This window comes from Acetobacterium sp. (assembly GCF_030652775.1).
GTDB lineage: Bacteria > Bacillota > Clostridia > Eubacteriales > Eubacteriaceae > Acetobacterium.
On sequence record NZ_JAUSPS010000001.1, the window covers coordinates 33,811 to 53,274 of the forward strand.

Annotated in this window: 16 protein-coding genes; 13 read left to right on the top strand and 3 right to left on the bottom strand. The window is 44.0% G+C overall.

Annotated features, from left to right (window positions below; translation table 11 throughout):
* Position 1: 1 nt before the first annotated feature.
* A complete protein-coding gene (locus Q7J41_RS00130) occupies positions 2–934 on the bottom strand; it encodes an ABC transporter ATP-binding protein (protein WP_304884061.1) in 933 nt (310 codons plus the stop codon).
* A 225-nt stretch (positions 935–1,159) separates the two neighbouring features.
* On the opposite strand from Q7J41_RS00130, the gene Q7J41_RS00135 reads away from it, so the two are divergent.
* From Q7J41_RS00135 to Q7J41_RS00170, 8 genes are all read left to right on the top strand, one after another.
* Positions 1,160–2,227, top strand: a complete 1,068-nt coding sequence (locus Q7J41_RS00135; RefSeq protein WP_304884063.1) for a sensor histidine kinase — start codon at positions 1,160–1,162, stop codon at positions 2,225–2,227.
* Positions 2,228–2,256: 29 nt separating this feature from the next.
* Positions 2,257–2,880 carry a response regulator transcription factor gene (locus Q7J41_RS00140; RefSeq protein WP_304884065.1) on the top strand — a complete coding sequence of 208 codons (624 nt, stop codon included), beginning with the start codon at positions 2,257–2,259 and terminating at the stop codon, positions 2,878–2,880.
* Between the two features lie 67 nt (positions 2,881–2,947).
* Positions 2,948–4,798, top strand: coding sequence for an alkaline phosphatase (locus Q7J41_RS00145; protein ID WP_304884066.1), 1,851 nt, complete (start codon positions 2,948–2,950; stop codon positions 4,796–4,798).
* Positions 4,799–4,822: 24 nt separating this feature from the next.
* On the top strand, positions 4,823–6,349 hold the full coding sequence (gene cls, locus Q7J41_RS00150) for a cardiolipin synthase (protein WP_304884067.1): 1,527 nt from the start codon (positions 4,823–4,825) through the stop codon (positions 6,347–6,349).
* Between the two features lie 24 nt (positions 6,350–6,373).
* A complete protein-coding gene (locus tag Q7J41_RS00155; RefSeq protein WP_304884069.1) occupies positions 6,374–7,162 on the top strand; it encodes a carbon-nitrogen family hydrolase in 789 nt (262 codons plus the stop codon).
* A gap of 230 nt (positions 7,163–7,392) precedes the next feature.
* Positions 7,393–8,559 (top strand): leucine-rich repeat protein, encoded by a 1,167-nt coding sequence (locus Q7J41_RS00160; RefSeq protein ID WP_304884071.1) that lies wholly within the window; start codon positions 7,393–7,395, stop codon positions 8,557–8,559.
* Between the two features lie 252 nt (positions 8,560–8,811).
* Positions 8,812–10,086, top strand: a complete 1,275-nt coding sequence (locus Q7J41_RS00165) for a hypothetical protein (protein WP_304884072.1) — start codon at positions 8,812–8,814, stop codon at positions 10,084–10,086.
* Positions 10,087–10,444: 358 nt separating this feature from the next.
* Positions 10,445–12,253 carry a PocR ligand-binding domain-containing protein gene (locus tag Q7J41_RS00170; protein ID WP_304884074.1) on the top strand — a complete coding sequence of 603 codons (1,809 nt, stop codon included), beginning with the start codon at positions 10,445–10,447 and terminating at the stop codon, positions 12,251–12,253.
* A 75-nt stretch (positions 12,254–12,328) separates the two neighbouring features.
* On the opposite strand, the gene Q7J41_RS00175 is transcribed toward Q7J41_RS00170, so the two are convergent.
* Positions 12,329–13,264 carry a polysaccharide deacetylase family protein gene (locus tag Q7J41_RS00175; protein WP_304884076.1) on the bottom strand — a complete coding sequence of 312 codons (936 nt, stop codon included), beginning with the start codon at positions 13,262–13,264 and terminating at the stop codon, positions 12,329–12,331.
* Positions 13,265–13,559: 295 nt separating this feature from the next.
* Between Q7J41_RS00175 and Q7J41_RS00180 the strand changes: the two genes are divergently transcribed.
* The 3 genes from Q7J41_RS00180 to Q7J41_RS00190 all read left to right on the top strand — a co-directional run bounded on the left by Q7J41_RS00180 (position 13,560) and on the right by Q7J41_RS00190 (position 16,633).
* A complete protein-coding gene (locus Q7J41_RS00180) occupies positions 13,560–14,477 on the top strand; it encodes an AEC family transporter (protein WP_304884078.1) in 918 nt (305 codons plus the stop codon).
* Positions 14,478–14,653: 176 nt separating this feature from the next.
* Positions 14,654–15,193 carry a DUF2284 domain-containing protein gene (locus Q7J41_RS00185; protein ID WP_304884080.1) on the top strand — a complete coding sequence of 180 codons (540 nt, stop codon included), beginning with the start codon at positions 14,654–14,656 and terminating at the stop codon, positions 15,191–15,193.
* 462 nt (positions 15,194–15,655) lie between these two features.
* Positions 15,656–16,633 (top strand): uroporphyrinogen decarboxylase family protein, encoded by a 978-nt coding sequence (locus Q7J41_RS00190; RefSeq protein ID WP_304884083.1) that lies wholly within the window; start codon positions 15,656–15,658, stop codon positions 16,631–16,633.
* An 81-nt stretch (positions 16,634–16,714) separates the two neighbouring features.
* On the opposite strand, the gene Q7J41_RS00195 is transcribed toward Q7J41_RS00190, so the two are convergent.
* Positions 16,715–17,125, bottom strand: a complete 411-nt coding sequence (locus Q7J41_RS00195; RefSeq protein ID WP_304884086.1) for a hypothetical protein — start codon at positions 17,123–17,125, stop codon at positions 16,715–16,717.
* A gap of 188 nt (positions 17,126–17,313) precedes the next feature.
* On the opposite strand from Q7J41_RS00195, the gene Q7J41_RS00200 reads away from it, so the two are divergent.
* Both Q7J41_RS00200 and Q7J41_RS00205 read left to right on the top strand, forming a co-directional pair.
* On the top strand, positions 17,314–18,042 hold the full coding sequence (locus Q7J41_RS00200) for a LytTR family DNA-binding domain-containing protein (RefSeq protein ID WP_304884088.1): 729 nt from the start codon (positions 17,314–17,316) through the stop codon (positions 18,040–18,042).
* Complete coding sequence (locus tag Q7J41_RS00205) at positions 18,035–19,450, top strand: ATP-binding protein (protein WP_304884090.1); 1,416 nt, start codon at positions 18,035–18,037, stop codon at positions 19,448–19,450. The genes Q7J41_RS00200 and Q7J41_RS00205 overlap by 8 nt, the downstream gene beginning before the upstream one ends.
* Positions 19,451–19,464: the final 14 nt, after the last annotated feature.

The window sequence follows — 19,464 nt, forward strand, 5'->3', positions numbered from 1 at the left end:
CCTAATCTCTCAATTCTTTGCCGGTTATTTCCAGAAAGACATCGTTCAGGGTTGGCGGTTCGGAATAAATTTTACCGATCGTGATATTCTGATCCTTCAAGTGGTCAAGAATCGCAATCAGGTTATTTTTCCCTCGGCTTGACTTCACCACCAGTTGATGGTCGGTTACTTCGGCGGAGATAATGTGTGGCAAGGCCTGAATTTCGGTGAGATCGAGATGCTCGGGATTAAGCAGTTCAAGGTTGATATGTTCGCCGGATTTGATCATCATCTTCAGTTCTTCATTGGTGCCCATGGCGATGATCTTGCCCTTATCCATAATGGCGATGCGGCTGGCGATTTGTTCAACCTCTTCCATATAATGAGAGGTGTAGATGATGGTGGCGCCCTGCCGGTTTAATTCTAAAATCCCTTCGAGGATATTGTTGCGGCTCTGGGGATCGACGGCCACAGTTGGCTCATCCAGAATGATCAGCTTGGGCTTATGGGCAATACCACAGGCGATGTTCAGGCGGCGGAGCAGGCCACCGCTGAGTTTTTTGGGGTAGAATTTGGTAAAATCATTGAGCCCCACAAAATCGATGGCTTCGGCCACCAACTTTTTGCGGGTTTGTTTATCAGCAACGTAGAGACCGCAGAAGTAGTCGATGTTTTCATAAACGGTCAGTTCATCAAAGACGGCCACATTCTGCATCACCACCCCGATATTGCGCTTGATATCATAAGCATCCGGGGACATTGGCTGATCATAGATTTCAATGGTACCCTTATCATATTTAAGCAGTGACAAGATGCAGTTGATGGCGGTGGTTTTTCCCGAACCGTTGGGTCCCAGCAGACCGAGGATTTCCCCTTCTTGTACTTCCAGATTGAAGTGATCCAGGGCGATGAGATCGCCGTAACGTTTAACCAGATTTTTGACATTGATGACCATATGTTTCTCCTTTATTTGTGCACCCACCCCAGCAGCGGAGGTGAGACGCGGTTTTATTTATCGATAGGTTTATTGTACGCCAGTGACCGCCCTTTTGGTAGTGACCAGCCTCCTGATTGGGTATGACAAATGTCATCATTTATGTTAAAGTAGTGATAAATATCTGGTCGATGGCGACAATATCGATGAAAAGAAATTTGGAAACGATTCTGATAAGGGCAGGTAATGATGAATAAGCTGATTGATAAACTGATTATATTTGGGTTCTGTCTGGCCTTGTATCTGACCACGGTGGACAATGTGCTGCTGATTGCCCCGGTGCTGGTGGCGATCATTTTTGGCGCAGCATCAAGCTATTTAAAAGAAGGGCCGGTGACGGCGGGATTGTTTGGCGGCTATCTGCTGATCTGTTTTTTTGAACCGGTTTATCTTCTGTTTGTGCCATTGATTGGCTATGACATCCTGATATCCCGCTACAAATGGCTATGGACTTTAGTTCTGTTGCCGGCAGCGACGGGATTCACGGAGCTTAGCGGAACCTCGGTGGTGCTGATTCCGGTTTTTATGATGGTGACCTTTTTTCTCAAAAAGCGGACCCTCTCGTTGGAAACATTAAAACAAAATTACAATGCCCTCCGGGACACCACCCGGGAAACTGCGCTGCAATTTGAAAAAAAGAACAAAATGCTGATGGAAAAGCAGGACTACGAATTGAACCTGGCCACCTTAACTGAACGAAACCGGATTGCTCGGGATATTCATGATAATGTTGGGCACATGCTGTCCCGGAGTATTCTCCAAACCGGGGCGCTGCTGGCGATCAGTAAAGAAGTGCAAACCCGGGAGGGTCTGGTTCAAATCAAAGAAACCCTTTCTGAAGCCATGGACAGTATCCGCAACAGCGTTCACGATCTCCACGATGAAGCGCTGGATTTGCAGGTGGAACTGCAGACACTGATTAAAAATTTTGAGTTTTGCCCGGTCAAATTTGATTATGATGTGGAATCCTCGTTGGACAAAGAAGTGAAATACTGTTTTATCGCAGTGGTAAAAGAAGCCTTTTCAAATATCATCCGGCATTCCAATGCCACCGAAGTCTCACTGGTTATCCGGGAACATCCGGGGCTGCTTCAGCTGGTGGTTAAGGATAACGGCAGTGGTAGCGTAAATCCTGACAGTACTGGGATCGGGCTTAAAAATATTACCGACCGGGTGGCTGCCCTTAATGGCAATGTCCATATCACCGCTGATCGGGGTTTTCGGATCTTTATCTCCGTGCCTAAAAATGACTAGAATAAATAAACATAACTACGGGAGGAATCATGAAAATACTTATTGTGGATGACGACCGGCTGGTGTGCCAATCGCTGAAAACCATTATTGAAGCTCAGGGGGATATTGAGGTAATCGGAATGGGTCACAATGGTGAAGAAGCCATTGCCTTATACCATCAGTTAAAACCGGATGTGCTGCTGATCGACATCCGCATGGATGTGATGACTGGACTAGAAGCCGCCGCAGTCATCCTAGCAGCGGAAAAAGCCGCCAGGATCTTATTTTTAACTACTTTTCTGGATGACGAATATATTATCAAAGCGCTTAAACTGGGGGCGAAAGGGTATTTAATTAAACAGGATTTTGAAAGCATTGTGCCCTCCCTGAGAGCCGTACAGATTGGTCAAAGCGTTTTTGGACAGGATATTGTGACTAAGATTCCGGGATTAATTAATCATCTCGATCACCGGGAGGCGCACCCCTTTGATCTGAGTGACAAGGAGTTGGAACTGATTGACCGGGTGGCGCAGGGGCTCAGCAACCGGGAGATTGCCAACAGCCTGTATTTAAGTGAAGGAACAGTTAGGAACCGCATCAGTGTGATATTGGAAAAACTGAATCTTCGAGATCGAACCCAGCTGGCCATCTTTTACTACAAAAACCTGGCCTGAGGTTTTGAAATCAAATCCCAATAACAACCATCCGATTAACTGATGCATAAGGGGATAACCCTGTTTTGTGAAAGAAGATGGAGTCATGAAAAAAACCCAAAAAGGAATTTTGTTGTTGGCGCTATTAGTGATGGTCGTGATTCAGATTCCGGCTTGTGTAAATGGTGAAGAAACAAGAGCAAGTGCCAATGCTGTTTCTTCAGAGTTTGACGGCCGCTGTGAATATCAAACCCATATCCAGAATGTGGGCTGGCAGGATTGGCAGTCAGATGGGATGGTGAGCGGTACCACGGGCAGATCTCTGCGCCTGGAAGGGATCAAATTAAAGATCAGTGATTCCCCCAATTTAGGTATTACCTATCAAACCCATATTCAGAATATTGGCTGGCAGAATTGGGTAAGTGACGGTGCCGAGGGTGGCACTACCGCTCGGTCGCTGCGGATGGAAGCAATCAAGATCAACCTCACTGACACCGCAGCGGAAAATTATGATGTCTATTATCAGGCTCACGTTCAGAATCGGGGCTGGATGTCTTGGGTCAAAAATGGTGAGTTGGCCGGGACTGAAGGTCTTTCCTATCGGATGGAAGCACTCCGCATAATGATCGCACCAAAAGGGGCAACTCCCCCGGACGATACAACGGCTTTTAAAAATGTGATTCTGCTGATTGCAGACGGCGGCGGAGCCAACCATATCATGGCAACCGACTATTTCACCAATGGGCAAGCCGGAACCCAGGTCTATGAAGATTTTCCTGCCAGATACTATGTAAGCACCTATTCTACCGGTAAAATTGAAGCCGAAGATGATGCCCGATATATCTATGATCCGACGACAATCTGGAGCAGTTTTGAAGAGTTGAAAAGCCGAGCCACCGATTCAGCCGCCGCTGCGACTGCCATGGCCACGGGAACAAAAACCAACAATGGGGCAATTGGCGTCGATCCAAATTTGACAGCGTTGCGAAACATCTCAGAAGATTTTGAAGAGCTGGGAAAATCCACCGGTGTGGTTACCTCGGTGGAACTCAGCCATGCTACTCCGGCCAGTTTTGTAGCGCATCATCCGGATCGACGGGCATATCTTGAGATTGCCAATCAAATGATCCGGGAAAGCGCCACCGATGTGATTATGGGCACCGGCAATCCCATCTATAATGATAATGGTGAGCAACGAAGCACCAGCGGGGATGATGACTACGCATTCGTGGGTGGCCGGGAAACCTGGGAGTCCCTTGGCGCTGGCAGCCTGGGCAATGATGCTGATGGCGACGGGGACATTGACAAGTGGCAGCTGATTCAGACAAAAGAAGAATTTACAGCACTCCAGACTGGGGATGTACCGAGCCGCGTGATTGGGGTGCCCCAGGTATTTTCATCGCTGCAATACAACCGTGGCGGGGATGTCAATGCTGAACCTTTTGTCGTGCCGATGATCGAAACAGTTCCCTCATTGGCAGTGATGACCCGGGGCGCCATCAACGTGCTTGATAACGATCAGGACGGATTTTTTCTGATGATCGAAGGCGGCGCCGTTGATTGGGCTAGCAGCGGCAATGTAAGCGGCAGAATGATTGAAGAAGAAACCGATTTTAATCAGGCCGCAGCCGCAGTGTGCGACTGGGTGGAAACCAACAGTAGTTGGTCGGAAACCCTGGTGATTGTCACCAGCGATCACGAAACCGGCTACCTGACTGGAACTCCGGGGGTTTATGATGAAGTGATCAATAACGGAAAAGGCCAGCTGCCGACAATGGTCTGGAACAGCGATAGCCATACCAGCCAGCTGGTGCCAGTCTTTGCTAAAGGTCCGGGAGCCGATTTGTTTCAAAAATATGCCGTAGGTTCCGACCCGGTTCGAGGTGCCTATATCAATAATACCGATATTCCCAAGCTAATCCGTGAATTGCTGAAATAAAAAAACAATGAAAAAGAGGTAACAATGAGAAGTTCGTCGGACCATTTTCAAAGTATGTTCAGATTTTTAGTCAACGTGGTTTTAATCGTTTTACAATTGATCATCATCGGATTAATTATTCTGCAGTTTTCCGATGATGCAGTGTATGCCTATTGGTTAGTTGAGGGGCTGGCTATTTTTGTGGTGCTGAATATTGTCTATCGAAAAAAAACAGCCGCCTATAAAATGTCCTGGATTATTTTTGTGCTGGCCCTTCCGGCGGTTGGGATAGTACTCTATTTTATCTGGGGACGGCAGCGGGTGCCCCGGAAATCAAAAAAACGATGGGACGAAGTCAATCAACGCACCTTTTTAAGACTGGAACAAAACCAGGCGGTGTTTGAATCCATTAATGATAAGGGGATCAAAAAACAAGTGGAGCTGGTTCATCGGCTCAGTGATCTGCCGGTTTGGCGAAATACCAGAACCGAATATCTGAAACTGGGAGAGGAGATGCATCGGGCCAACCTGGCAGCAATTAAAACCGCCGAAAAATTTATTTTTCTCGAGTATTTTATTGTCACCGCCGGAAAAATGTATGATGAGTTGATGGCGGCGCTCTATGAAAAAGCCGCAGCTGGGGTAGAAATCCGGATGATGGTTGATGAAATGGGTAGTCTGTCAACGCTGCCTAAAGATTTTTATAAAACCTGCGCTGCCCATCACATCAGGAGCATTCCCTATAATCCCTTTTCGCCATCGTTGTTTAAATTTATCAGCTTTCGGGATCATCGCAAAATGACCATTGTTGATGGCAGGGTGGCTATCACCGGCGGGATTAACATAGGCGATGAGTACATCAACGAAAAAGTCCGGTTTGGTCATTGGAAAGACATGGCCATTCGTCTGGAAGGCGATGCAGTTTTTAGTCTTACCACCATGTTTATCAACATGTGGGATTATTCCACCGGGGCGGTCACCCAACTGGATGCCTATAAGGCGATTATTGCGCCGATAACGGGGGATGAACTGGTGATGCCATTTTGCGACGGACCGATGAATTCCAGAAATCCGGCGGTCAATACCTACATGACGATTTTTGCCAACGCCAAAGATTATCTTTATCTGACCACGCCCTATTTGATTCTCGATACGGATCTCACCAACTGTATCTTATTGGCAGCCCGCAGCGGCGTGGATGTGCGGATTATCACCCCGGGTATTCCCGATAAGAAACTGGTTTATGCCACCACCCGAGCCTTTTACGGCGATCTCTTGGCTGAGGGGGTTCGGATCTATGAATATACACCGGGCTTTGTTCACGGAAAGGTTCTGGTGAGCGATGATCAGGTCGCCATCGTGGGTTCCATCAATATGGATTATCGCAGTCTGACCTGGAATTACGAATGCGGAACCTGGGTTTCTGGTTCGCAAACGGTGTTGGATATTAAAACCGATTTGCTGGATTGTATCAAGGTAAGTCGGGAGGTATGCTATTCTGATTGGGAAGAAACTTCGTTTGTGAAAAAGGTAGGGCAGTCGGTTTTAAGAATTATGGCACCATTAATGTAGACAAATAAACGAGAGGAAATTCTGATGAAAATAGCAGCAATTCAAATGAAGGTGGCATTGAGACAGGTCGAACAGAATTATAAAAGTGCCGAGGCCTGGCTCAGACAAGCGGCCGCCGCCGGGGCAGATGTGGCCGTACTACCGGAAATGTGGAGCGGCGGATTTATTACCAATGATCTGGATGAGCGGCTGGCAGATGTCGAAGGACAACGGGCCAAAGCTTTTCTGGAAAGATTGGCCGGGGAACTGAAGATCAACATTGTCGGTGGTTCAGTGGCCACAAAAAAAGGTGCGGATTATTTTAATACCTGTTATGTAGCTGATCGGCAGGGACACATTATTGCCGACTATGATAAAGCCCATTTATTTAGTTTTGCCGGTGAGGATAAGCGCTTCAGCGCTGGCGATCAGCTGGTTACCTTTGCGCTTGACGGAGTCCCCTGCGGCATCATTATCTGCTACGAAATCCGGTTTCCCGAGTGGCCCCGAAAACAGGCTATGGCCGGAACCGAAGTTCTTTTTGTCCCGGCCGAATGGCCATTGCCCCGGGTGGGTCATTGGCGGGTTTTGAACCAGGCTCGAGCCATCGAAAACCAGATCTTTGTGGTGGCCGTCAACGGCTGCGGCGAAGCCGTGAAGGATCAGCAGAACGCCGGAAACTCGATGATTATTGATCCGCTGGGAAAGCTGCTGGCCGATGCCGGAGCGGATCCGGAAGAAAAGATGATTCTGGGGGATGCGGAGCTGGCGGAACTGGACAAAGCCAGAAATAACATGACCGTTTTAAAAGACCGGAGAATCGATCTTTATTAAAAAAGTCTATATAATTAAGTGAAAAATCAGGGGAGACTCGCTACCAGGTAGCGAGTCTTTTTGGATGTCTTAATTAAAATAGAACAATCCGTTTAGAATCCCTGCGTTTGGGTAAGATGACCATAGAAGAAGTAAAAAGGACGATTTTAGAGTTGCTCAGATTGATGAATTGAGGTTTAGCATCGGTTAAGTGGTTAGAATAATCGATTGAAACAAAGGAGGCTTGGAAAATGAACAGGATTGGAAAACAAGTTTTCAGCGGGCTGCTCATTTTAAGTATGGGCATGAGCCTACTGCCGATGGGGGTCATGGCAGAAGTACAAGATAGAGGTACCGGATGGGCTGAAAATGAAGTGGTCGAAACAATTGACGAAAGTCAGATCCTCGATACGGGTTCTGATCTGCCAGAAATTTCGACAGACAGTATTCACTCGGGGGATTATTGGTATGACAATATTGCTGGCGGTATCAGAATTACATCCTATGTCGGAAGCGGCGGCAATGTGGATATCCCAGCGACCATTGATGGTAAAATCGTAGTGGAGATTGGTGCCGATGCATTTAACGGAAAGAGCACCTTAACCGGCGTTAATTTACCCAACAGTGTAACGGTGTTAGGGATGCGTTCTTTTTACAATTGTCCCAATCTGGATTCAGTCTTTTTAGGTAACGGATTAAATACCATTGGGAACGGCTCGTTTTGGGGGGCAAAATCGTTAACGAGTATTATTATTCCCCACACAGTCACGGCAGTTGGGTATGCAGCCTTTACTAACTGCACAGCCCTGAAAGAAATAAGCTTCTTTAACAATGCAACAAGTTTTGACGGTCAGGTTTTCGGGATGATTCCAGATCTCACCATTTTCGGGTATGCTGGTTCTACGGCAGATTCGTTTGCTTATGCCAATTTGAGACCATTTGTAGCCTTGCCGGCTGCTTACGTGGATGTTTACTATTCCACTCATGTCCAGAATGTGGGCTGGCAGAGTTCGAAGAAGAATGGCGAAATCAGCGGCACCGTCGGGCAGTCATTGCGATTGGAAGGGATCAAAATCCTTGTGGATAACAGTGAAGCCAATGTGGTGATTCAGTATCAGACCCATGTTCAAAATATTGGCTGGCAACCCATGGTCAGCAATGGCGCACTTAGCGGAACCACCGGTCTGGCACTCCGGCTGGAAGGGATACGGATAGAGCTGGACGGCGTGGATGTTGGCAAATACGATGTTTACTATCGGGTTCATGCCCAAAATTACGGTTGGCTTGATTGGGCGAAAAATGGTAGCAGCGCCGGAACTCAGGGATTGTCACTCCGTTTGGAAGGAATCCAGATTATCGTTGTGCCAATCGACTCGGCAGCACCGGGAGCGACAACACAACCGTTTGTGGCGGGCTGATTATCTAAAGGCTGGATAAGTTCATGAAATCGATCACTTAAACGCGTAGGGGATATCATAATAGGTTAGCAATTGGTGGCTTAATGCAAACTGCCAACAAAAAAAATAAAAAATTTATTTTTTTTTTAATAATTGTGTTATTTATGATAAAAGAGGGTAAAAACTATATCGTAGTGGTAACTGTGTAATTTCACACCAGTTGGGGTGTGATGTACGCAGTAAACAATTCCAATTGAAAGGAGGAATAGTGAAGTGAAAAAAATGTCGAAAATGATGGCTTTGTTGCTGGTTGTGGTGATGGTGTTAATGTTGGTACCTGTATCAGCCTTTGCCGCCGAAGAAGTTGTGGTAGAACCTACACTCGTTGTTTTAGAAGTTGAGGGGGCGCCAGTTGATGAGGTGTTAAATACTGCGGTAGAAACGCCAGTGGTGGAAGCACCAGCGGTTGTCGAACCAGTGGTTGAAGCTCCTGCAGTTGAAACACCAGTTGCAGAAACGCCAGCGGTAGAAACACCGGCAACTACAGTACCAGTTGCTGCAGCACCAGTTGTTGAAGAACCAGTAATTGAAACACAGGCAGCTGATGAAGGAACCATCGAGGTTAAAGCAGTTCCAGCCTTGGGTTTATGGAGAGACGCAGCAACATTTATTGATGTACTCCTGAACACAGTCGGCGCTGACTACTCTTATGATGCAGTAACCAATGCTTTGACACTTAACAATTTTGTTGGAAAAGCAGTTGATGCAGCTGATATGGGTAGTAATTTCTCCATGATCCTCAAAGGCACAAACGTCATTGCAAATGCTGATGGTTGTGCAATTGATGTAGTTGGGAATCTGACTATGGGCGGACCTGGCGAATTGACCGCTGTAGGCGAATATGCAGCAATCCATGTAATGGATGGCGATCTCGTACTGAACGACGGTGACTATGAATTAATGGCAGTATCAGCAGATAACACCCATAATGCTTATGGTGTTCTTGTTGATAATGGCGATTTAATCATCAATGATGGTTGGGTTGATGCAGAAGCCATTCATACTGGAACCGGCGGAGCCTATGGTCTCTGGGCAGATAATGACCTGGTAATCAACGATGGAGACATCGATGTTATTACTGATTCAGTTAGTGGTCAAAGCATGGGTATTGGAGCTGGCGACGATACTATCGTTAAAGGCGGATATACAACTGTTAAGTCTACCACCGAAACTGGCGTAGCTACTGCATTATATGCAGCCAGCTGGGTTGTTATCCGAGATGGTATCCTGGATCTTTGTGCTCAAGGCGGCGTTGATCCTTTAGCTATCTATGGTGGTGAAGGCGTTTGGATCAGCCCTTGTTACGGAGATGTAGATCTTAGCGCATCTTGTTTGTATCTGGAACCATATTGTGGGACCTATACTAAATCTGACAATCCCAAAACTGGTGCCCAGGATATGGCTTCTGATGCATTAATGGCTACAATGGGACTATTGGCACTGATGGGTATGGCATATCTGATCAGCAAAAAAGAAATCAAAGGATAAGCACACACTATTCACAAAGAAAAGCGGTGCAGCAGACTAAAACCAATGGTTTTAGCTGACTTCACTTGTTATTAAAAAAGAACTCCGATTTCTGATCAATTCATAAGAAAAGATCAGAGAAAGGAGTTCTTTTTAGTGCTGAAAAAAAGCAACACCGACTCCGACAGATTCTCTTTTTCGATGGCGCCAAATCCTGTGAGCGAGCTTTACGCAAAGAACTGGATGGTCATTAAATTTTTATTTATCTTATTATTGATGATAACAATATGTTTTTTTAAATCAAATGGGTATATAATGAAAAAAGCACCTAATCAAAAAGCGTTAATTAAAAGAGCTAACAACAGAAGGGGGGGATACTATGGATGACACTTATTATAAATCGGCGGTTGAACACTCACCAGTTGGTTATGCTTATCATAGAATTATTTGTGATGAAGCCGGTAAACCCTGCGATTATGAATTCATTGATGTTAATAAAGCTTTTGAAAAACTGACAGGGCTTACTGGCGCAGCCATCATTGGAAAACGAATCACCCAGGTTTTGCCGGGAATTATCAATGACGAATTTGACTGGATTGGATTTTATGGAAATATTGCCTTGACAGTCATAAAAAAAGAATTTGAACAGTTTAGCGCCGCCCTTAATATCTGGTGCCGGATCACCGTTTATGCCCCGGAGATGGGTTTTTTTGTCACTCATTTTGTCGATATTTCTGAAGAAAAAAAACAATTGGAGGAATTGAATAATTTTTTTGAATTGAACCTGGACTTTTTGTGCATTGCTGATATGGATGGCTATTTTATCAAGGCAAATAAGATATGGGAAGAGGTGTTGGGTTATACTCAAGAAGAGTTGATCCAGACAAAATACCAGGATTTTGTGCACCCCGATGATGTGCCGATGACCCGCAAGATTATGGAAAGACTTAATGACCAGAATCCGGTTGTCAAGTTTACCAATCGTTACCGAGCCAAAGATGGAACTTATCACTGGATTGAATGCCGTTCCCGGCCTCGGGGAGAGCGGATCTACGTCGCTGCTAGAGATATCACCGATCGAATAAAACTGGAACAGCGGTTGAAAAAACGGATGTTGGAGCTGACTAGACCCTCGGAAGATGCCGGCGATATCGACTTCAGTCAACTGATCGATTTAGAGATGATGCAGAAATTACAGGATGAGTTTTCTGATGCCACTGGTGTCGCTTCGGTGATCACCTTGGCGGATGGAACGCCGATAACCAGAACCTCTAATTTCACCCGACTTTGCCAGGATATTATCAGAAATACTGAAAAGGGTTGTGAAAATTGTTATAAATCGGATGCTGTGATCGGCGCCTATTCAACAGACGGACCGATCATAAAAAGTTGCTTAAGTGGGGGCTTATGGGATGCCGGAGCCGCCATTACGGTTGGTGGCAAGCATATGGCTAATTGGCTGATCGGCCAGGTGCGGGATGAAAATTTAAAAGAGGAACAATTGGTTGCCTATGCCCGGGAGATTGGTGCAAATGAAACCGAGGCAGTGATGGCATTTCGAGAAGTTCCCCAAATGTCCCTGCAGCGCTTTGAAAAAATAGCAAAGTTATTATATACAATTGCTAATCAGTTGTCTAATCTGGCCTTTCAGAATTTGCTGCAAGCCCGTTTTATTAATGAAAAACGGCGGATCGAGAAAGAAATCCTTTACCTCAGCTATCACGATTACTTAACCGGACTTTATAATCGCCGGTATTACGAACAGGAACTGGCAAATCTGAACATAAAGGAAAATTTACCCTTAACGCTTTTACTGGGAGATGTTAATGGATTAAAATTGGTCAATGATACTCTAGGACATCTGATGGGGGATGAGTTGCTGATCAAGACCGCCAGGATAATAAAACAGGTATGCCGAAAAGATGATATTGTGGCCAGGCTTGGCGGAGATGAATTTATTGTGATCTTACCAAAAACAGAAGGTAAGCAAATCGAAGAGATCATCCAAAAGATTAAAAAATTGGCAGCGGCGGAAAAAGTTGGCGGACACGATGTTTCGATTTCCTTTGGATATGAAACGAAGAAAAAAGAAGCAGATGATATCGAAGAAATTTTTAAACGGGCAGAAGATGATATGTACCGTCACAAACAATATGAAAGTGCGACAATGAGAACCAGACAAAAATAACAAACCCACCGTGGCAACGGTGGGTTTGTTTTATCGCCTAAAGACGATCCGGATTATTGATAATAGGCTCTTAATCTAAACCTCTAAATGGCGGGGATAGGTATAGTCCTTTTCCATGGCTAAAAAGACATAACCTTCTTCCTGTAGGGTTTCGATCACAATCGGCATCGCTGCGCGACTGGAAGCTTTGAGTTCAGCATGGGATAAAACAACCGAAACATCATGTTGCCGGCAGCCTTCAATAATCATCTGGGCAATGACATCACTTGGCGGCGGCTCAGAACAGCCATCGCCCGAAGAAACATTCCAGTCGCTGTAGTTCCAGCCCCGGTTTACGATCCCTTGAACACAGGCTTCGTTGGAGTTTGTCGAACCGCCCGGGAAACGGAAGACATGGCTGGTTTCTTTTTGGCCGGTTATTGTTTTCTGAAATTGATCCAGCAAGTCGACGTCAGCAAAAAAAGCTTGCGGGTCATTATAAAGACTGTAATCGTGGCTGCTGGTATGATTGGCCAGGGTATGACCTTCATCGACAATCCGGCGGTACATGGCCTTAGCATTATCATTGTCGTGTAGGGTCGTAAAGAAGGTGCCTTGGGCATCATATTCATTGAGCATATCCAGAAGCTCTCCGGTATTCTCACTGGGGCCATCATCAAAGGTTAGAAAGACAACCTTGATTCCGTCAGTGTCGCCACTTCGAAGACGTGACTTTATATCAGCCAAAGGATCAGCATCATTTGCTTGTGGTGGGGGATTGGTTTTGGCATTCTGGTTGGTTATATTATTCACATTAACTGTTTCTGACTTTGGCGCAGTGCTTTCAGACGAATTAACAGACGAAGAAGTCTGGAGGATTTGTTTTTGAGCATTGAAAATCTCGGCGATCTTTGTTGTTAAAAAAAACAACGACATAACAATCATGACAATTAGAATGAGACTCATCGCAGAAAATGTCAGGAAACGGGGTAAGCTTTTTATTTTTAATTTTGGGGTGTTCTTTTTTCTCATTTTTACCTCGAATTTTTCACAAATCAGGCTAAAGGTTCAGCATCATCCATACTAACCCGCCTAAAATTGATTGTAGCAGAAAATCATACAAATGTGTAATTTATTTCTCGTTTTTTGAAAAAAATTTGTTAAAAAATCTTTGTCTTTAAAATCGTTTGAAATAGACTCAGAACAAGGAACAAAGAGCAGTCAGTCTGATGTACTAAAACGGTTTCAGATTTATGTGCCTGCTAACAACAGGGTTGAATTTAAACCGCATTTATGGTAGCCTGTTTTTATTTGAAGGAGAAGGCTTATGGACATAAAAGTAGTAGTCAGCCAGATGCTGGAGTTGTTTTTGATTCTCGCATTAGGATATATTGCCGCCAAGAAAAAGGTTATCAGTCCGAATTTTGGATCACAGTTGTCAAATTTTATTTTAAGTATTACCCTGCCATGCATGATGCTGGCTTCGGTGGCAACCATGCCTAAGGAGACTAATAATAAAGATGTAATGGTGATGTTTATCATCTCCATCCTTTTTTATCTGGTGATGCCGTTCGTCGCCTATTTTATTGCGAGAATCCTGATGGTGAAAAAAGCAGATCGTCATTTATACATGTATATGACCATCTGGTCTAACGTCGGTTTTATGGGCTTTCCGGTGATCGCATCAATTTTTGGAGAGGGCGCTATTTTTTATGCGACAATCTTTAATCTGATTTTTAATGTCAGCAACTTTACGCTCGGGATTATGCTGATGTCAAAGGAAGGAAGAAGTGCCCTGGATTTTAAAAAGTTTTTATCCCCGGGAATGATGTCTTCAATTGTTGCCGTCATCATGTTTTCCGCCAATATCAAATTGCCGGTGCTGCTTAATGACACATTGAAAACCGTCGGTAGCACCACCACACCGCTGGCTATGATTGTCATTGGGATCGCCTTGGCAGGCATTGCGGTCAAGAGTGTTTTTACTGAGTTCAGACTGTATCCCTATGTGATCATTAAACAGATTTTGCTGCCCTTATTGGCCTGGGGGATCTTAAAAAATGTGATTGTAAACCCCTATTTACTGGGAATTATCACCGTGATTATTGCGATGCCGGTGGCCACATCGGCGGTTCTTTTTGCCAACCGCTATGAAAATGATGTTGCCCTTGCGACTAAAGGGGTATTTATTACGACTCTGGCTTCGGTTGTAACCATTCCCATGATCAGTTATCTGCTGCTGTGAGCGATTGGTGCTGATTCCCGGAATCAGCTCGGATTAAGCTGAAATTTAAATTTCTTTAAGCGGGAATTTTGCCATTGCTATTTGAGAAAAGGCTATATTTATACAAATAAATGTGCTAGAATAGTTAATAATTTAGTGAGAACTAAAATGTTCTCGCAGAAAGCGGAGAAACTGAAATGATCGAATTAACAGAAGTTTTGGATCTGGCAAATAAAAGCGGATTTACGAGAGCAGCTGAGCTTGAAGTTTCCACCATTGATTTAAATCCGGCAGTCCGACAGATGTGTGCCGATAACAAATGTCAGATCTATGATACCAATTGGGCCTGCCCGCCAGGATGCGGAACATTGGACGAATGCGGAGAAAAGGTCAAAAACTATAAATACGGCGTGATTGTTCAAACCACCGGCGAACTGGAAGACAGCTTTGATTTTGAAGGGATGGAAGAAACCAAGCAAAAGCACAACGAAAGCTTTGATCGGTTGGTCAATACCTTATTTGAGATGAAAGCCGACATGCTGCCATTGGGTGATGGATGCTGTTCTCTATGCGAAAAATGCACCTATCCAGATGAAGGCTGTCGCTTTCCCGATAAAGCATTCTCATCCATGGAAGCCTTTGGGATTCTTGTTAGTGACCTGTGTAAATTAAATAACCTGGAGTATTACTACGGACCCAATACTCTTACCTATGTAGGTTGCGTGTTATTTAACTAAATAAGCTGAAGTTGAAATGCACCGCTACAACATGCCTGAAAGATAATAAGCTCCCCCGATCCTGATCGATTTAATAGCCAGTCAGAATCGGGGGAGCTTTTGTCTTAGGGGCAGGCAGAATGAGGGAACAATTCAAGAGTACATCAGAGACCATTAGTAAATAGTTATTTTTTACTAATTAGTAAAAAATAGGACATTCACAAATAAAGGTTGACATAAACTTTAAATTGATTTAAAATTTCTTTAAAGCAAAGATAAGAAAAGAATTAACCCAAGAAAAGAACTGAGTAAGGGTCGTGTTGGTGCATTGATTGCAAACGATGTCACGCCAGTGAGATGCCTCCGTTGTGATCCGGTCTACCCGGATTTCATCAGGGATGAGCGTTGAACAACAAGCTATAAGTGAAGGAGTCAGGCAATCATTTCCTGGTCGGCTTACACAAAAATTTAGGAGGCATTAAAATGTTAACAAAAAGACAGAACTTGCTGGAAACCATTAAAGGTGGAAATCCCGATCGATTTGTAAAACAATATGAGTTTATGAATATCATCATGGAAGCGCCAATCGGTGCGATGTGCGGACCCGGCCAGACAATCAAAAATGGTTGGGGAATTACATTTACCTGGCCGGAAGGTCAATTGGGCGGATTCCCAATTCATGACGACGAACATAAGGTTTTAAAAGATATCACTGATTGGCGCAATCAGGTTAAAGCTCCTACGGTAGAAACCTCTGATGAAGCCTGGGCGGCAGCTGTTGCTCATGCCCATGCCATTGATCGCAATGAAGAATTTGCCACTGCCTTTGTGGCGCCAGGAATCTTTGAAATGACCCATCATCTGATGAGCATGGAAGATGCTCTGATGGCATTGTACGAAGAACCAGAAGATATGCACGATCTGATTGACTATCTGGTTGAGTATGAACTGGCTTATGCCGAAGAAATGATCAACCGACTTCATCCGGATTGCATTTTCCATCATGATGATTGGGGTAGCCAGCGTTCTTCCTTCGTTTCGCCGGAAATGTTTGCGGAATTCTTTGTTCCAGCTTATAAAAAAATCTATGGCTTTTATAAAGATAATGGCGTTGAGCTGATAGTTCACCATAGTGATTCCTATGCTGCTAACCTGGTTCCAGCGATGATTGAAATGGGTATTGATATCTGGCAGGGGGTTATGACAACCAACAACGTACCAGAACTGATCAAAAAATATGGCGGACAAATTTCCTTTATGGGCGATATTGACAGCGGGGTTGTTGATTTCCCGGGCTGGACACCGGAAATCATTTTTGAAAAAACAAAGGAAGCCTGTGAACGGTGTGGAAAGCTCTACTTTATTCCCGGAGCCAGCCATGGCTTGAATTTTGGCTGTTTCCCAGGGGTCTATGAATCAAATGACGAAGCCATTGATAAAATGAGCAAGTTGATGTTCTAATTCACAAATCGACTAAGCGATCGAACTATTTATAAAAATAAAACCGCTGGGAGAAAATTCCCAGCGGTTTTTATTTCTATTTTACTTAAATGAGGCAGTCGGGTTACCATTCTCGATTTTTAGAGTAACCTCTGAAACTGTGAACAGATCAATTTTTGACCATTCGACAGTAGTACCAGCCGAGTCCGCAATCATCAGATCCCAGTATTGGTCTTCAACTTCGGTATCAAAAACAATCTCGGTGGAGCTACCAGTTGGCAGGGTATCAGTTGTCAAGATATCATCGCCCCAGCTTTTTTCGCCCGATGGAGAAACAAAGAGAGCGTAGATTTCAATTCCGGTTTCATTCACGACTGTGAAATCCTGGGAATAAACGGTGCTTTCGTCCGCAGATGAAGAATCATCCGTCGCAGATGAACCGCCACAGCCGGCAAGAATAAATACCGACAGAGCTAATACCATTAACACACTGAAAAATTTCATTTTTTTCATTTTGTTCACCTCTTAAATAAATTAATGTTACGACTATCATAACAACAAATAATCACGAGAACAATTCAAATTCACGAATAAAAACAGTGTTTCGCGCTGTGATGCAGTTGCAAATAAATTGCGAAATTTGCTTCAATATGATAAAATAAATGAGCAGCCAATGAATCAAAGGTCGGATGGAGGACAGCATGGTTTATATTGCAGTTTGTGAAGATGAACAGGAGTATCAGGACAAAATCAGCATCTTTATAAAAAAATATAGTGACATCAATTGTTGTGATTTTGAGGTCTCTTTTTTTTGTACAGTGGCGGATTTCTGGGAAAATTATCAGGCGGGATCCTTCAATATCGTATTTTTAGACATTTATTTGGAAGATGGTAACGGTATCGAAATTGCAAAAAAACTCCGAAACCGGGAGGAAGAGTGCCAAATTGTGTTTATTACCTCCAGTAGAGATTTTGCCATTGAGGGGTTTGAGCTACAAGCTCGGCACTACATTACAAAGCCAATCGCTGAAGAAAAATTAGTTGAAGCATTAAATCGATGTCTGGTAATGTTGGCAGAAAATATGAAAGTGATTCAAATTCCGGTGGGAAAGCTGGAAGTCACCATTCGGCTGAAAGATATTATATATGTGGAGGTTTTCAACAAAACATCCGTCATTCATACCGTAAACGGAGAAATAAAAACCTATCTGCCCTTATCGCAGCTGGAAAACCTGCTGGGGGGGATACCCTTTTTACGCTGCCACCGTTGCAGCATTATTAATATGAATTATGTTGAGGATTATACCACCGCCGATTTTATCATGAAAAATGGTGACACGGTAGGGATTCCGAGAAGTAACAGTGTGGCTGTGCGACAGCAGTATGTGGACTTTGTATTCGCAAAAGTTAGGAGTGAACCCGGTGCTTAGCAGTAATCTGAACATTGTCTGGGGGATTAGTCTTTCGATCGTTCCTTATTTTATTTTGGCCTTTATTCCGGTATGGAACCAGCTTCGCTATTCGAAAAAGACCGTGATTATAGTCGGAACCTTGTGTATGCTCCTGAATATTATTTCAGTCATCCTGATCATTGAATGGGTGCCGGAGTGGAACAGTCTGCGTTTTTTTCATAGCGTTTTTTTTCTACTTCTGTATGTTGGGGTATATACTGCAGTGGTTCGGGGAACCCCATCGAAACTGGTATTTATCGCATTTCTGGTAAAAAGTTATGCAGATTTTATCGTCAACATGGCCAAGTTTTTTGAGGTTTCATACCTGACTTATGGATTGCACCGGGTTTATGTCCAGACCTCTTTTTCATTTTACTTTAACCTGTTTCAATGTCTGGTTTTGATGATTACCTATCCATTGATCTGGCTATTTTTTAGAAAAAAAATAGCCCATGTCATGCAGACACATAATAAAGCCTGGGGATATCTGTGGATTATTCCGCTGGTCTACTACATTATCAGTCTGGCCTTTGGTGCTATGAATGCCAATCTGATTGCCCAATGGCAGTTTTTAGTCTTTAATCTGGTATCTTTTTTAGGATTTTACTTGATTTATTATGTGGTAATCGAAATGCTGGAACAATCTGAAAAGAATATGATTCTGGCGGAAAGTAATGCGATCATCAAACAGCAGCTACTGTTTCAGTCAGAATATTATAAAAAATTCGGCGAATGTATCGAAGAGACCCGAAAAGGCGAACATGATCTGCGGCATCACTTAAACACCGTACTGGGATTGAGCCAACAACAGAACGGTGAAAAAGTTGAAAGATATATTTCCGAACTGCTGGGGAATCGATTGAGTATTGCGGATATTCTGCATTGTGGAAATGATGCAGTTAATGCCATATTAGGCTATTATGCCAATATCTGCAAGCAGGACGACATTGATTTTACCATCGAAACAATAGTCCCCGAGGATTTAGAAATCGATGAAACGGATTTATGTGTGGTTTTTGGAAATGTTCTGGAAAATGCGCTGGAGGCCTGTCGGCGCATCACTGCTGGGGAGCGGTTTATTAAACTGAGTTCCCAATTTATCGGCAACAAGTTGTACATTGCCGTAGACAATTCCTTCAGCGGCGAAATCCGATTAAAAAACGGCGTCTACCTTTCCCAAAAAAGAGAAGCAGCATCGGGTATTGGCATCATTTCGGTGATGGCTATTGCGAAGAAGTATGATGGCAAGGCAAGTTTTGAACAGGAAGATCAGGTCTTCAGGGTTTCTGTTTATTTGGCCAATAAAAGTCACGAAAAGGCCGGAGAAATACCAACCAAACGTGATGAGTTGGTAAGCAATAATAAGTCTTGTCAGGTGGAACATTAATCTCTATAATAAAT

Excerpts from the sequence above, each read along its gene's own strand:
- Q7J41_RS00130 (WP_304884061.1), bottom strand. The coding sequence starts at position 934 with ATGGTCATCAATGTCAAAAATCTGGTTAAACGTTACGGCGATCTCATC.
- Q7J41_RS00135 (WP_304884063.1), top strand. The coding sequence starts at position 1,160 with ATGATGAATAAGCTGATTGATAAACTGATTATATTTGGGTTCTGTCTG.
- Q7J41_RS00140 (WP_304884065.1), top strand. The coding sequence starts at position 2,257 with ATGAAAATACTTATTGTGGATGACGACCGGCTGGTGTGCCAATCGCTG.
- cls (WP_304884067.1), top strand. The coding sequence starts at position 4,823 with ATGAGAAGTTCGTCGGACCATTTTCAAAGTATGTTCAGATTTTTAGTC.
- Q7J41_RS00155 (WP_304884069.1), top strand. The coding sequence starts at position 6,374 with ATGAAAATAGCAGCAATTCAAATGAAGGTGGCATTGAGACAGGTCGAA.
- Q7J41_RS00160 (WP_304884071.1), top strand. The coding sequence starts at position 7,393 with ATGAACAGGATTGGAAAACAAGTTTTCAGCGGGCTGCTCATTTTAAGT.
- Q7J41_RS00170 (WP_304884074.1), top strand. The coding sequence starts at position 10,445 with ATGGATGACACTTATTATAAATCGGCGGTTGAACACTCACCAGTTGGT.
- Q7J41_RS00175 (WP_304884076.1), bottom strand. The coding sequence starts at position 13,264 with ATGAGAAAAAAGAACACCCCAAAATTAAAAATAAAAAGCTTACCCCGT.
- Q7J41_RS00180 (WP_304884078.1), top strand. The coding sequence starts at position 13,560 with ATGGACATAAAAGTAGTAGTCAGCCAGATGCTGGAGTTGTTTTTGATT.
- Q7J41_RS00185 (WP_304884080.1), top strand. The coding sequence starts at position 14,654 with ATGATCGAATTAACAGAAGTTTTGGATCTGGCAAATAAAAGCGGATTT.
- Q7J41_RS00190 (WP_304884083.1), top strand. The coding sequence starts at position 15,656 with ATGTTAACAAAAAGACAGAACTTGCTGGAAACCATTAAAGGTGGAAAT.
- Q7J41_RS00195 (WP_304884086.1), bottom strand. The coding sequence starts at position 17,125 with ATGAAAAAAATGAAATTTTTCAGTGTGTTAATGGTATTAGCTCTGTCG.
- Q7J41_RS00200 (WP_304884088.1), top strand. The coding sequence starts at position 17,314 with ATGGTTTATATTGCAGTTTGTGAAGATGAACAGGAGTATCAGGACAAA.